Source organism: Chryseobacterium sp. 2VB, from assembly GCF_005503635.1.
GTDB classification, from domain to species: domain Bacteria; phylum Bacteroidota; class Bacteroidia; order Flavobacteriales; family Weeksellaceae; genus Chryseobacterium; species Chryseobacterium cupriresistens.
On record NZ_SCNC01000002.1, the window covers coordinates 54468 to 68499 of the forward strand.

The following is a 14032-nucleotide window of genomic DNA, read 5'->3' on the forward strand; positions in this document are numbered from 1 at the left end:
CCTATGAATAAATTTCTATTAAAAGCACTGGTTTTAACCTCAGTAAATGTTGCCGTTTTTGCAAACGCGCAATTCAGAACCCGAAACAGAATGGACAAGTTGGAAGATTTTGACGAACAGAAATTCAGTTGGGGGTTTTATTTGAACGGGAACAGACTGGATTACCGCATTGTTTTACATCCGAAATACGGGATGAATGATAATGAAAACCTTGTTACCTCTAAGGAAAGCTATAGTTTCGGTGCCGGGCTTATTGCAAAATGGAGACTGAATGACTATCTTGACGTGAGAATAGAACCAGGTTTACAGTTTGCACAAAGACAGTTGACTTTTAATACTCAATCCAATGACATATATGCAGGAGGATCTTTAACGAATGATCCTTTTATGCCATTCCCTTTACAGGAAAAGGATAAAGTAAGAGAAATTAAATCTACGTTGATCGATATTCCGGTTCTTTTGGAGCTTCACGGCCAGAGATGGTACAATTCAAGACCTTATGTTGCAGCAGGGGTGAATTACGTTGTAAACCTTCAGTCTAACGCTACTTCTACAGACGACAACATGCAGGGAATCTACAGATCTACTACGCACAACTTTGCATGGTCTGCAGAAATGGGAATCCAGTTTTATTTCAACAAATTTAAACTGACTCCTGCCGTAAGAGGAACATTCTTCATGAACAATGAAAAAGTGGCGGATAACGCTACTACACCTCCTTACTGGTCATCTGCAATCTCTACATTGCAGACAAGAGCAGTAATGTTCGTTCTGAAATTTGAATAAAAAATATTTCAATGAAAAATACACAGGAGGTGCGCTGGCACCTCCTTTTTTATTGTTATATCAAAATATAGAGTGTTTTATTTTTGTTAGTGTTATTATTTTTTTATTTTTGCTTTTAGTTAGAATATACAAACCTGAAATGCTTCAAGATTTAGAAAACAATTTTTCAGAATTAGAGAGAAAGATTTCGACTCTGCAAAAGAACTATAAAAATCTTACGGAAAATTTAAAAGAATTAAGTATTGAGCATGAAGAGTTGAAGAAGAAATATGATGAGGAAAGAAGAAAGAATCAGGTATTAGCAGAAGAACAAAAAAATATAAAACTTTATTCAGCAATATCAGGAAATCCTGAACACAATAGGTTAATGAAAAACCATATCAACAGATTGGTAAAAGAAATTGATTTCTGTATTGCTCAGCTTCAAAACAGTGGATTATAATGGAGATAAGGAGAATAACCGTCAACATTGCAGGAAGAGTGTATCCGCTGAACGTACCGGCAGCAGAGGAAGAAACTTTGCGTAAAGTAGGGAAGCAGATCGAGAATATGATTAAAGATTTTGAACAAAATTTCGATGTAAGAGATAAACAGGATGCTTTGGCTATGTGTGCCCTTAAACTGGGAACCAATGCGGAAGTCGTATCTCTGAACTACGAAAAAAATATTAATTCTACCAACGAAAGGTTAAAGCAGATTAATCAGTCGTTGAATGAAATCGGGAAATAGATTTTTTTTCCTGAAAATTACTGCCTACAATAATTCTAACACATTAAAGGTAAACTCAACGCTAAACAATTACCGAACAAATGTCCATTGAATGGCGTGCCGGGCTTCCGGATTACAGACAGTGGAAATCAGTTCAAATCGTGTTGATTAGGAGTTTACTCTCAATCTCTGGATTATTGTGGGCTTTTTTTATTGAACAAGAATATGAATACAATTAAAACTCAATATAAATTATGATAGAAGTTATAGTCGGTGTTGTTTGTTTGGTAATCGGAGCTGTCGTGGGGATGTTTTTTTCCAGAAGTTCTCTGAATACTAAAGCAAAATTCATCATAGATGATGCCAAGAAAAATGCCGAAAACCTTATAGAAAAAGCTAATGTACAGGCTGAATCCATAAAGAAAGAAAAGAATCTTCAGGCTAAAGAAAAATTCCTGGAACTGAAATCACAGCATGACGCTGATATTCAGTCCCGCGAAAAGAAAATGCAGGAAGTTGAGAAAAGAATCAAAGACAAGGAACACAAGCTGAATGACGAGCTTAGCAAGACTGGGAAGCTTGAAAAAGATCTAGACAGACAAATTGCAGATTATGCCAAGAAGAACGAGATTCTGGATAGAAAACAGCAGGAATTAGATACGGCTACTGCCAAGAAAGTAGAAATACTTGAAAAAATCTCTAATTACACCGCTGAGGAAGCTAAAGCAGAATTGGTAGAAACCATGAGAGCAGAGGCCAAAACAAGAGCACAGGCACATGTTCAGAGCATCATGGAAGAAGCTCAGATGAATGCTAAAAACGAAGCGAGAAAGATCGTTATCCAGACAATCCAGAGAATCGGAACGGAGCAGGCAATCGAAAATTCAGTATCCGTTTTCAACATCGAGTCAGATGAAGTAAAAGGTAGAATTATCGGTAGAGAAGGTAGAAATATCCGTGCTTTGGAAGCGGTAACCGGAGTGGAAATTATCGTTGATGATACTCCTGAAGCTATTCTTCTTTCATGCTTTGATCCGGTAAGAAGAGAAATTGCAAGACTATCCCTACACAGATTGGTAACCGATGGTAGAATTCACCCGGCAAGAATTGAAGAAGTGGTAGAAAAAACAAGAAAGCAGATTGAGGAGGAAATCATTGAAGTAGGGAAGAGAACCATCATTGATTTAGGAATCCACGGATTACACCCTGAACTGATCAAAATCGTAGGTAGAATGAAATACCGTTCTTCTTACGGACAAAACTTACTACAGCACTCGAGAGAAGTAGCCAACATTGCTGCAACTATGGCTGCTGAATTAGGATTAAACGTAAAATTAGCAAAAAGAGCAGGTCTTTTACACGATATCGGTAAAGTTCCTGAGCAGGAATCAGAATTACCACACGCATTATTAGGAATGCAATGGGCTGAGAAATACGGTGAAAACCCTGAAGTAGTAAATGCTATTGGAGCTCACCACGACGAAATTGAAATGAAGTCATTATTATCTCCGATCATTCAGGTTGCTGATGCGATCTCTGGAGCTAGACCGGGAGCAAGAAGACAGGTATTGGAATCTTATATTCAGAGATTAAAAGATCTTGAATCTGCAGCATTAAGCTTCGATGGAGTATCTAGTGCTTATGCCATCCAGGCAGGTAGAGAACTGAGAGTAATGGTAGAGAGTGGAAAAGTAAATGACGAAGTAGCTTCTCAGCTTTCTTACGACATCTCTGAGAAAATCCAGAATGAACTGACTTATCCGGGGCAGGTAAAAGTAACAGTAATCAGAGAAACAAGAGCTGTGAATATTGCCAGATAATAATCAGAAAAAGATATTTGATAAAAACCTTTCAAGAAATTGAAAGGTTTTTTATTGTTAAAATAACGAAATTATTTTATGATTTTAGACTTCTAATTTCTTCTTTTAGTTCTTCTATTTGATTTTTCAAAAGATTGATATAATCTTCCATATTTTTTAAGATGAATTCTGGAATACTGTAATTATTATTTATATGAGGAAAATAGCTTCCCGAACTATTATCATAATTATTGATAATACTTTGAGGAATATCCTCTTCCTTTATATCATCTACTGTAGTATCCAGCGCTTTTGCCATACGCTCCCATTCGTCATCTGAAATTTTAATTTCTCCTTTTTCCCTTCTTTGGTATTGAGACTGTGTCATATGTAATATTTTAGCCATGCTTTCCTGAGTGTATTTTTCCTTACGGGCTTTTATAAGCTTATTTTTTATCATAATTATGTTTTTTGGTTATTGCAAATATATTATTTATGTGCTGAAATTCACATAAAATTCACATAAAAACCTTGAAATTATTTCAATAGTATCTGATATATTTGAAATGTCAATAAGACACAAAATAGTTTAAATTAATTTATTATGAAAACAAATGGAAAAAAAGATGCTTTAATGCAAAAATTTCAAAATTCAGCACTTGACAGAGTTAAACTTGAAAAAATTTCCGGTGGAGGGTGGGTAACATCACCTTCTCAGGATATGCAAACTGGACTTATGTCTGATGGCAACCACGACAACAACCAGACACCTCCTGATCGATGGTATAATGGAGGTTCAGCAATGTCTAATGATATTAATTAGAGATTGTAATAATAACTAACAATTAATACAAAGAAGGATAAAATTTTTTTATCCTTTTTTTAACCCATAAAATCAGATGCGCATTAGATTATATCATATTTTATTAACCGTTATGGTTTGCTGTTTTTCATGCAAAAAAAAGGAAGACTACTCAGAAGTACAAAAGACCTTGGAAAAAGCTTTAACAGAAGATCAGAAATACAGAGAGCCTGATTATGATTATATAAAGCAAAACCCAATTGATGAAAAGAATATTGAAATCGTAACCAAAATAATCGACAGTTTAGGTTGGTTGGGGAAAGATAAAATAGGGGAGAATGCAAACACTGCCTTATTTGCTGTTATCATGCATGCAAATAAATTAGAAACAATGGAAAAATATCTCCCTATACTGAAAGAAGCTGCAAAAAAAGGAAACGCTGAAAAAAGTCAGGTTGCCTATCTGACTGATAGAATTGAGTTACTGAATAACAGAAAGCAGATTTATGGCACGCAACCTTCTATACGAAGCAATGGTAAAACATTTATAGAAAATCTTATTGATTCTGCTAATGTAAATGCGAGAAGAAAGTCAATGGGTTTAGATCCCATTGAAAACTACATCAGAATTTGTGATTCTGCAAACAGCGTAATGAATAAATAAATACAGTATGATAGTTATTTATACAGAAGACAATGATATTACAAGCAATCTGGTCATTGACTGGATTTCTGCTTTGTATAGTGGTGAAATAAAAAGAATAAACACCGATTATTTTGCAATGCCAAAGGATGAAGATTACCACATTGATATTAGCGAAAGTATTCCGGCAAAATCAATATGGTATAGAAGACCCGGCAGAAAACCTTTACCTATCAGGATGATACAGGAAACTCTATTCTTAGAAAAAAATAAATATCCGGAACTAGAAGTAAGGATGATCCAAAGTGGTAATAGTGAACTTGAAAATATAAATTCTTATGATTTAACATATAAGTATAAAGCAGAAAAGATATTAGGTGCTTTAAAGTTTGATGTCAATAAATTTGAAGTTTTAAGGATTGCTAAAGAACTCGGAATAGTAATTCCCAAGTCTATTTTAACAAATAGCAAATCCAAACTTATCAATTTCTTTAACGAGTGCAATGGTGAGATAATTTCTAAAATGCATGATATGCTTTTATGTGATATAAAAGAAACACACTCCACCTATGCAACTTATACAGAGAAAATTGAAATTGACTTTATTAATGACCTGCCGGAGCGTTTCTTTGTAGGACATTTTCAGGAAAAATTAGAAAAGTTGTATGAAATTAGAACTTTTTATCTTGATGGTGAACTCTTTTCCATGGCAATGTTTTCTCAGAAGGATAAACGGACGAGTGTAGATTTCAGGAGATATAACAGAGAAAATATGAACAGACGTGTTCCATATAAATTACCTTCTACCTTAGAAGATAAAATTCGTCTTTTAATGCAAAAGATAGGTTTAAATAGTGGCTCCCTGGATATCGTGAAAACCAAAGACAACTATGTATTTTTAGAAGTTAATCCGATTGGGCAGTTTGGATTTGTTTCAAATGCATGTAATTATAAGCTTCACAAAAAAATTGCCGAATACTTAACACAATAAATATGAAAGAGAAAGAATTTGCAACACTTTTCAAAAAAGAAAGTCTTAAAACCCTCCCAATAAACTATCACTTAATAAGAAACGTGTATTACACAAAAGAAGAAGTGAAACGATTCAATTTACATTATTCTGCACAAAGTAGTTTCCATCAGACTACGATATACGATATTTTTCATAATCACAAACCTATAATTAATATCATATGAGTAGTTACTTTAATCTTTATGCCAATTGTATTGCTGTTCAAGGCACACAGGAAAGCATAATTGCAGATTTACAAAATAATGAGTATATAAATATTCCTAATCTACTGATTGATGTTCTTAAAAACACCCGTGGAAAGACAGTAGCTGAAATTAAGAATTTATTCAATAATGAACTGAACGAGGGTATAGATCATTATTTTAGCCATTTAGATGAAATCGGTTACGGATTCTTTCTTGACAACCCGGAAAGCTTTCCGGAGCTGGATATTACTTGGGATTCTCCTTTGAAAATAAACAATGCAGTTTTGGAGATAGGACAAAATTGTAATTACAACATCAGCTCAGCCATTAAGGAACTTGGCTCTTTAGGATGTGCAGGAATTCAAATAAGAATTTCTGATGCTGATATCAATAAAATTTTGCCTGAAATCGTAAATGCAACCCGGTTTTCCAGAATTAAAGCTGTTGAAATCCTGTTACCGGAACCTTTATTTGATGATTCTTTAACCCAATATTTAGAAGATATAGAAAATAGAATTTCTTACATACTGGTGCATAGCGTTACAGATGAAGAAAAAACAAAAGCTCAATACGAAGATTATAAATATTTTAAAGATAAAAAGCTTGCTTTTACTTCAAAAATAGTTGATAACACAACCACAGATCTTATAGGGAAAGAAAAGTTTATAACAAACATTGAATTTTTTTCTGAAGCTCAGGAATATAATGTTGCACTAAACAGAAAGGTCTGCATTGATAATAACGGAGATTTTAGAAATTACCTTTCTCATAATGCAACTTTCGGAAATTTCAATAATACAAGCATTACTGAAATTATTCAGAATAGCGACTTTACAAGAAAATGGTTTGTTAACAATGACAATATAGATATCTGCAAAGATTGTCAGTTTCGTTATATTTGTTTTGACAATTCAGATATTGAATTTAATGGCTCTTCTTGGAGAAAATTAAATCAGTGCCTATTCGATCCATATACTAATAAATGGGAATCAGAAAAAGATATTTGATAAAAACCTTTCAAGAAATTGAAAGGTTTTTTATTTTTATCAAAACTTAAAAATGCAAGAACTGTCCCTGTCTTCAAAACTGAAGTACATTTTCTCTATTCCCGTTATTATTTCTGCCCTTGGCTATTTTGTAGATATCTATGACCTCCTTTTGTTTGGTATCGTTAGAATACCCAGTTTAAAAGCTTTAGGGCTTAATCCGGATGCGGACGGAACTTTTATTCTGAACTGTCAGATGGTAGGTCTTCTTATCGGAGGGGTGTTCTGGGGAATTTTTGGAGATAAGAAAGGAAGGCTTTCCGTACTTTTTGGATCCATCTTAGTGTATTCTTTAGCCAATATTGCCTGTGGTTTTCTGCCTTATTTTCCAAAAGAGCATTTGGTATACCAATATGCTGGCTTAAGGTTTATCGCAGGTATCGGACTTGCCGGTGAGCTTGGAGCCGGAATTACACTGGTTTCTGAAAGTCTGCCGAAGAGTTTAAGAGCCATCGGGACCTCGGTTGTTGCCGGTTTTGGATTAATGGGTGCCGTTGTAGCTCAGCTAACTGTAGAGCTAGCCGGAGGATGGAATATTTCTTACATTATCGGTGGGATCATGGGAATTATGTTATTGATACTGAGAATAAGCGTATCGGAATCCGGAATTTATAAAAATCTTGAGCATAAAAACATCTCAAAAGGAAACTTTCTTTCCTTTTTTACCAATAAAGACAGACTGATAAGGTATTTGAAATGCATTGCAGTGGGATTACCTACGTGGTATTGCATAGGGATTCTGGCTGTTTTAGCCAATCAGTTTGCCCCTGAATTAGGCATAAAGGATATCAACCCCGGAAAAGCCATCATGTGGGCTTATGTAGGTATTTCTGTCGGTGACCTGTTGAGTGGTTTTATTTCCCATGCTTTAAAATCCCGTAAAATGGCCATCTTTTATATGCTGATCTTTACGCTGATCGGGGTGGCAATTATGTTATTCGGGAATACCAACACAGAAACCAGATATTACCTGTTTTGTGTATGGCTGGGATTTGGAACAGGATATTGGGCTATGTTTGTAACGTTGGCAGCAGAACAGTTCGGAACGAATATCAGAAATACGGCAACAACTACCGTTCCTAACATGGTAAGAGGTCTGGTACCGGTAATGATATTTGCTTTTGATTCTCTTAAAGGACATTTCCCGGTTGTGGAAAGTGCTGCCATAGTAGGAGTGGTGGTATTCGGGCTGGCATTTTATTCTTCACTTACCATTTCAGAAACCCACGACAGAGATCTTGAATTTACGGAATAATTTAACTTGTTTAATAAATAACATAGTGCTATTCCTTATTTTGAACATAATAATAGGGTTATTATCAATAAATTATTCAATTTTACATTAATTTTTGTTGCGAGTATTTAATATTTGTTTAACTTTGAAAGGTAACTAAAACTATATTTTTAATCAAACTAAATCTCATGAACATTATGAAAAACGCTAAAAAATTAAGAAAACAGGATCTGAAAAACATTACCGGAGGAATAAGCGGAAACCCTGATTTATCACTTTGCGGATGCAGCTGCTCAGGAGCAGTAACCGGACCTTGGTATTGTGTACAATATATTGGCTGCCCACAGGTTTATACCTGCGGGGAGATCTAAGAAATTATTTCAATTAGAAATAAACATTTCCACATTTAATATGCAGAACCCTTTTGATTTCAAAAGGGTTCTGCTCTTTTAACGGATAATGTAAAGAAGGCTGCCGATGCTTATCGTTACCCATAGTATAATTGCCATTACCAAAGGTTTTAATCCGATTGATTTCAGCGTTTGAACAGAAAGGGTAGAACCAATCAAAAATAAGGTCAGATTCAGACCGGATTTTGCCAGAACAGTAATTGAAGTACTGAAACGGTCAAGAAAGGGGAAATAAGTATTCAAAAGGATGGCTACAATGAAATATCCGATAAACCAGGGAATCTTTATTTTGGAATCTTTACTTTTAAAAATAAACATGGTGATCAATGAAACAGGAATAATCCATAAAGCACGAGCCAGTTTAACTGTGGTGGCTATTTTCAAAGCTTCATCTCCATATTTACTGGCAGCACCCACTACAGAACTCGTATCGTGAATTCCCACTGCACACCAAAGCCCAAACTGCTCCTGTGAAAGATTCAGCAGGTGTCCTATTGCAGGGTATACAAACAAGGCAACCGAATTTAAGGTAAAAACAATAGCCAGCGCAAGAGAAATTTGTTTTGTATTAGGTTTAATGATGGGAGAAACAGCAGCAATAGCACTCCCGCCACAAATAGCAGTTCCTGCGGAGAGAAGATAAGATAAAGGTCTTTCCAGTTTAAATAATTTTCCCAGAAAATATCCTAAAACCATAACAGTGACAATACTTACAACAGTCAGCATCAAGCCTGTTTTTCCGGCATGAAGCGCTTCATCAAGCTTCAGCCCGAATCCAAGACCTACTATTGAAATCTGCAGCAGTAAATGAATATAGTGATGAAGGTGTTTTTCAAAAGGGTTTCCGATAAAAACAGCCAGGGCAAATCCCATAGCAAGAGCAATTGGAGAAGATATAAAAGGTGTAAGGCATAATACAGCCAAAACAATAAAAAATACTTTCCTTGTTATTTCATTTTGAATGAAATCTTTCATAATGCGAACTTTTAAAATGAGCATCAAAAGTCCGGAAAATAGTATTACAAAGTAAATTGTATTTTGTTATATCGGATAACTAAAAGTTATATCTTTGCTTATTGCTTATTGCTTATTGCTTATTGCTTATTGCTTATTGCTTATTGCTTGTTATTCTGCAAACCTCAAAAAAAGTTTGATCAGTTCAGATTGTTCTCCTTTGGGAAGGATAAAATGAAAATCTCTCTCAATAATGAAGTTTTTAATATCAATCACTGTAAGGATGTTGTTTTTCAGTTCGTTAAGGATAGTGCTGATAGAAAGAAACGCCATACATTCCGAGTGTAGAAGGTAATTTTTAATACTTTCACTGCTTCCCAGCTGTATGACAGTATTCAATTCATGGATATTAATTTCCTTTTCTTTAAGCCTGTTTTGGATGAATTCCAGCGTTCCGGACCCCTGTTCCCTGAAGATAAGATCCAGCTGATAAAGATCTTTTAAGCTTAATGTTTTATGGGCAAGAGGGTGATCTGATTTTGCTGCGAGAACAATTTCATCAGGTTTAAAAGTTTTATATTCAAAATAAGAAGACTGTGATTCCCCTTCAATGATACCCAGGTCAATTTTTTCTTCTTTTAAAAGTGTTGAGATGGTTTCCGTATTTCCGGTAAGAAGCTCAATCTTAATATCTTTATAATAAGAATTGAATTTGGCTAAAATCTCCGGTAAAATATACTGTGCAACGGTTGTACTTGCCCCGATAATCAGTTTTCCCTTATGCTGCTGACTGATCTGGCTGATCTCAAATTCCATGTCACGGTAGATATTTCTGATTTTCTCTGCATGTTCAAACAAAATCTTTCCGCTCTGGGTCAGTTGGATAGAAGTTCCTTTACGATCAAATAATTTGGCTCCTATCTGAATTTCAATCTCTTTGATATGCTTGGTAACGGCAGGTTGGGAAATATGAAGCTCCTCTGAAGCCTTCGTGAAACTTAATCGGGTAGCTACCGTATGGAAAACTTTTAATCTGTAATCGAACATGGGGTAAAATTACGAATTATAGTTGGAAATGATGAAGGGAGCGGGAGAGTTTAAGGGTAATGAGATGCGTGTTGCGAGTTTCGGGATTTCGGGTTTCGTGGTGTGGGATTCGGGATTTCAGTTTTGGTTTTTTAAGTTTAAGGGATTTTGGGTTCAAGATGTTATAAGTGAAGAACTAAGAATCAATAAAAACCAGCGTCCGCATCCAGCAATAAAATAAATAACTGTGACTCCGCACCCTGCATCCCGTAACTCGTAACCCGCACCCCGTATCTCGAAACCCCTTATAAAAAATCAGAAACAGACTTGTCCTGCTGACTTTCATATCTTCTGTTTTTTGCTTCTCCGATTTTCTGTCTTGAATAAATACTGTTATGTCCTGAAAGAAGATAAGAAACGACACACGCAATCGCTACATATACACCGCATTCTGCCCCGAATAATTCAATTCCCATCAGCATACAGGCTAAAGGCGTATTGGTGGCTCCTGCAAATACCGCTACAAAGCCCATCCCAGCCAATAACCCGAAAGGTAGAGGAATGAACAGTGATAAGGCACTGCCTAAAGTGGCTCCGATAAAGAATAAAGGAGTAACTTCTCCACCTTTGAATCCGGCCGAAAGCGTAACAATGGTAAAAATCATTTTTAGAGCAAAATCATATAGTGGAAGCTGCTTTTCAAAAGATTCCACAATTACAGGAACGCCCAGCCCGATATAACGGGTTGTTCCCATCGCAAAAACGGCAAGCGCTATAATAATTCCTCCTACCACAGGACGAAGCGGAGGGTATTTGATATTTGATTTGAAGACAGAGCCCATCCAGTGGATGATTTTACTGAATGCAGCAGCGCAGATTCCAAAAGCTATTCCTGCCAGAATGCTGTATAAAATTGGTAAGAACTCAAGTTTAGGAATAAAATCAATATGGTAATGGGTATGTTTTACATTCCAGAGATTGGTAGCCCAGTCCGCCAGAATTACAGAAGCAAATGCCGGAAAGATTGCATTGTAACGAATCCTTCCGATCAGAAAAACTTCAAGACCAAAAACGGCTCCTGCCAGCGGCGTTCCGAAAACAGAGCCAAATCCGGCAGCAATAGCAGCAATAATTAATATTTTTCTTTCATTTCGGTCAAGTTTAAAAGGTTTGGTGAGCTGATCTGCGATAGCACCTGCCATCTGAAGAGCTGTTCCTTCACGGCCGGCAGAGCCTCCGAAGAAATGCGTTGCAATTGTTCCCAGATAGACAAAAGGAGCCATTTTAAAAGGAATTATTCCCTTGGGTTCATGGATGGTATCAATCAACAGATTATTTCCAGCCTCCACATCTTTTCCGAAATAATAATAAAGAAGTCCTATCAGAAATCCTGCAGCAGGAAGTAAAGCAATCAGCCAGAGATGATTTTCTCTGAAGTTTGTTGCCCATTCTAAAGACTGAAGAAATCCTGCAGAAGCGGTTCCTACCAACACACCAATGATGATACTGATATACAGCCATTTTAAAATATAAGGAATTGCTGGAAATTTTCTGAAGAAAAGATGAGTATGGAAAATTGCTTTTTTCGCTAATGTTCTTTGACTTTTTGACATAATAATCCTGATTAGTTATTTGTTAATAATCTTTTAATCAGGCGTCATCAGCTTTTATAAAGCGGTTGGGTAAGGAAGAACACCATTTCCTTTTGAGGGTACAAATATATGAATTATGTTAAAAAGATAAAAGATAAAAGATAAAAGATAAAAGATAAAAGATAAAAGATAAAAGATAAAAGATAAAAGATAAAAGATAAAAGATAAAAGATAAAAGATAAAAGATCTTATTGTTAAAATTCAATAGGGGTGGGCTTTAGCCCAGCCAAATAAATTTTAAATCCCATTGGCTTTAGCCCAAACTTAAAAATAACCATAGCTTTAATATACCGGATAATGCATCGCCTTATTGATTTCAATCGGGTTATTATATTTTCTGATAACCTCCTGCATGCTTTTGGTCTGGGTATTCAGTTCATCAACATTATGAATTTCCTTTCCGTTGATATTAATTCTAAGGTCATTATTGGATTTGCTGATATTATTTCTTTCAAAAGCAAAAGGATCATTATAAAATTCCATAAGCAGCTTATGTTTTTGCTTATCGTTAATAGGAATTGCTTTATTACCAAAGCTGGATTCCAGGAAATCTGAAGTAGAGGAGACTTCCGGAAGTTCTCTGCTTTTAACGAGCGTATAAAGGAAATTTTTCTTAGCATCTGATAGCTCAAAGATTAAACCGGGTAATCCACGCAGTTTGAATGGCCCTTCATTAAATGGAATGTCTTTACAGAACCAGCCCGTCCAGCTTCTCCCTCCAAATTTTGCAGTTGCTTTTTGTAAAGTATAGTTTTCTACCTTTTTAATCTCATCAGCAATCGTCCAATTGATCTTATCCGTTGTTTTAAATGTGTAATATCCATTTTTAATGTTGATGAAATTTTCATTATCAAAAGAATTGATCTTTCTCTTAACCACCTGTCCGGTCATATCCGTATAGCTGAAGTTCGTTCCGAATTTTTTATTCAGTGAGTCTCTGATAGCGAGATCTTTTCCATAGAATTTTACTTCCTTCGGGGTGATATCCAGGATCATATTCACTTTTTCATATCCAGCCTCGGTAGAATCCATTTTATACTGAAGCTCATAAATAAACCGGTGTGTCTGAGACTGCACCAAAGCTATTACAAGCAATGCTGTTAAAGTAAAAAAACTTTTCATATCATGTGATTGGTCGTTTTTTGTTACTGGTTTCCCAAAACCTTAAACCTTAAATCTCGCAATATCGCATCCCGAAACCTGCTCTTACAAAAAAGGTTTCATTTCATCTTCAATCTGCGTTCTCAGCTCCATCAGGCGTTTGGCATACATTTCAAGCTGTTTTTCTTCCTCTGTTTCCGGTGTCCATTTTGGAACAGGGAGTTTTTTTCCATTTTCATCCACCGCTACAAACACGATAATACAATGTGTTTTCTTCTCAAAGTTGGGCTGTTTTAAATTTCTTGAAAAAACATTGATGGCGATATGCATGCTTGAAGTTCCGGTATAAATCACCTGGGCATCTACTTTTACTACTTCCCCGATTTTTATAGGATCATAAAAACGGATTCCACCAACATAGACGGTAACAGAATAATTACCACTCCAGGTTGTCGCGCATGCATAACCGGCCTGGTCAATCCATTTCATAACACTTCCTCCATGTACATTTCCTCCGTAATTAACATCTGAAGGCTCCGAAATAAACTGAAAAGTAATTGGCTTGTTCTGCATCTTTATAAAATTTGAATAAAGTTATTTAATAATTTCCAAAGTTTTAGATTAAATCCTACTTTTGAAAGACGAAACTTTCA

General features: G+C 35.6%; 16 protein-coding genes and 1 riboswitch. Of the genes, 10 read left to right on the top strand and 6 right to left on the bottom strand.

Features of this window, described 5'->3' with window-relative positions:
* The first annotated feature begins 3 nt into the window (after positions 1 to 3).
* The 4 genes from FFS26_RS02320 to rny all read left to right on the top strand — a co-directional run bounded on the left by FFS26_RS02320 (position 4) and on the right by rny (position 3314).
* Complete coding sequence (locus FFS26_RS02320) at positions 4 to 786, top strand: porin family protein (RefSeq protein WP_110009404.1); 783 nt, start codon at positions 4 to 6, stop codon at positions 784 to 786.
* Positions 779 to 1228, top strand: a complete 450-nt coding sequence (locus tag FFS26_RS02325; protein WP_227943922.1) for a FlxA-like family protein — start codon at positions 779 to 781, stop codon at positions 1226 to 1228. The genes FFS26_RS02320 and FFS26_RS02325 overlap by 8 nt, the downstream gene beginning before the upstream one ends.
* A complete protein-coding gene (locus FFS26_RS02330; protein WP_110009403.1) occupies positions 1228 to 1515 on the top strand; it encodes a cell division protein ZapA in 288 nt (95 codons plus the stop codon). The genes FFS26_RS02325 and FFS26_RS02330 overlap by 1 nt, the downstream gene beginning before the upstream one ends.
* A gap of 233 nt (positions 1516 to 1748) precedes the next feature.
* On the top strand, positions 1749 to 3314 hold the full coding sequence (gene rny, locus FFS26_RS02335; protein ID WP_171006220.1) for a ribonuclease Y: 1566 nt from the start codon (positions 1749 to 1751) through the stop codon (positions 3312 to 3314).
* Between the two features lie 76 nt (positions 3315 to 3390).
* Here rny and FFS26_RS02340 read toward each other — a convergent pair whose 3' ends face one another.
* The gene (locus FFS26_RS02340; protein ID WP_137904182.1) at positions 3391 to 3753 is read right to left on the bottom strand and encodes a helix-turn-helix transcriptional regulator; all 363 of its coding nucleotides are present in this window, start codon (positions 3751 to 3753) and stop codon (positions 3391 to 3393) included.
* Positions 3754 to 3927: 174 nt separating this feature from the next.
* On the opposite strand from FFS26_RS02340, the gene FFS26_RS02345 reads away from it, so the two are divergent.
* The 6 genes from FFS26_RS02345 to FFS26_RS02370 all read left to right on the top strand — a co-directional run bounded on the left by FFS26_RS02345 (position 3928) and on the right by FFS26_RS02370 (position 8607).
* Positions 3928 to 4116: a hypothetical protein gene (locus tag FFS26_RS02345; protein ID WP_137904183.1), complete on the top strand. Its 189-nt coding sequence runs from the start codon at positions 3928 to 3930 to the stop codon at positions 4114 to 4116.
* Between the two features lie 76 nt (positions 4117 to 4192).
* Positions 4193 to 4759 (top strand): DUF6624 domain-containing protein, encoded by a 567-nt coding sequence (locus tag FFS26_RS02350; protein WP_137904184.1) that lies wholly within the window; start codon positions 4193 to 4195, stop codon positions 4757 to 4759.
* A gap of 7 nt (positions 4760 to 4766) precedes the next feature.
* The gene (gene gwsG, locus FFS26_RS02355) at positions 4767 to 5729 is read left to right on the top strand and encodes a grasp-with-spasm system ATP-grasp peptide maturase (protein ID WP_137904185.1); all 963 of its coding nucleotides are present in this window, start codon (positions 4767 to 4769) and stop codon (positions 5727 to 5729) included.
* A gap of 202 nt (positions 5730 to 5931) precedes the next feature.
* Positions 5932 to 6963: a grasp-with-spasm system SPASM domain peptide maturase gene (gene gwsS, locus FFS26_RS02360; RefSeq protein WP_110009398.1), complete on the top strand. Its 1032-nt coding sequence runs from the start codon at positions 5932 to 5934 to the stop codon at positions 6961 to 6963.
* Between the two features lie 52 nt (positions 6964 to 7015).
* A complete protein-coding gene (locus tag FFS26_RS02365; protein ID WP_110009397.1) occupies positions 7016 to 8257 on the top strand; it encodes an MFS transporter in 1242 nt (413 codons plus the stop codon).
* Between the two features lie 176 nt (positions 8258 to 8433).
* Positions 8434 to 8607 (top strand): hypothetical protein, encoded by a 174-nt coding sequence (locus tag FFS26_RS02370; RefSeq protein WP_228449376.1) that lies wholly within the window; start codon positions 8434 to 8436, stop codon positions 8605 to 8607.
* Between the two features lie 78 nt (positions 8608 to 8685).
* Here FFS26_RS02370 and FFS26_RS02375 read toward each other — a convergent pair whose 3' ends face one another.
* The 5 genes from FFS26_RS02375 to FFS26_RS02395 form a co-directional block, all read right to left on the bottom strand.
* Positions 8686 to 9621, bottom strand: coding sequence for a YeiH family protein (locus FFS26_RS02375; protein WP_137904186.1), 936 nt, complete (start codon positions 9619 to 9621; stop codon positions 8686 to 8688).
* 150 nt (positions 9622 to 9771) lie between these two features.
* Positions 9772 to 10647 (bottom strand): LysR family transcriptional regulator, encoded by an 876-nt coding sequence (locus FFS26_RS02380; RefSeq protein ID WP_137904187.1) that lies wholly within the window; start codon positions 10645 to 10647, stop codon positions 9772 to 9774.
* 284 nt (positions 10648 to 10931) lie between these two features.
* Positions 10932 to 12239 carry a voltage-gated chloride channel family protein gene (locus FFS26_RS02385; protein WP_171006221.1) on the bottom strand — a complete coding sequence of 436 codons (1308 nt, stop codon included), beginning with the start codon at positions 12237 to 12239 and terminating at the stop codon, positions 10932 to 10934.
* A gap of 31 nt (positions 12240 to 12270) precedes the next feature.
* Positions 12271 to 12338, bottom strand: a riboswitch (Fluoride riboswitch).
* 222 nt (positions 12339 to 12560) lie between these two features.
* Positions 12561 to 13400: a GLPGLI family protein gene (locus FFS26_RS02390; RefSeq protein WP_137904188.1), complete on the bottom strand. Its 840-nt coding sequence runs from the start codon at positions 13398 to 13400 to the stop codon at positions 12561 to 12563.
* 84 nt (positions 13401 to 13484) lie between these two features.
* Positions 13485 to 13952: an acyl-CoA thioesterase gene (locus FFS26_RS02395; RefSeq protein WP_002980508.1), complete on the bottom strand. Its 468-nt coding sequence runs from the start codon at positions 13950 to 13952 to the stop codon at positions 13485 to 13487.
* Between the last annotated feature and the right edge of the window lie 80 nt (positions 13953 to 14032).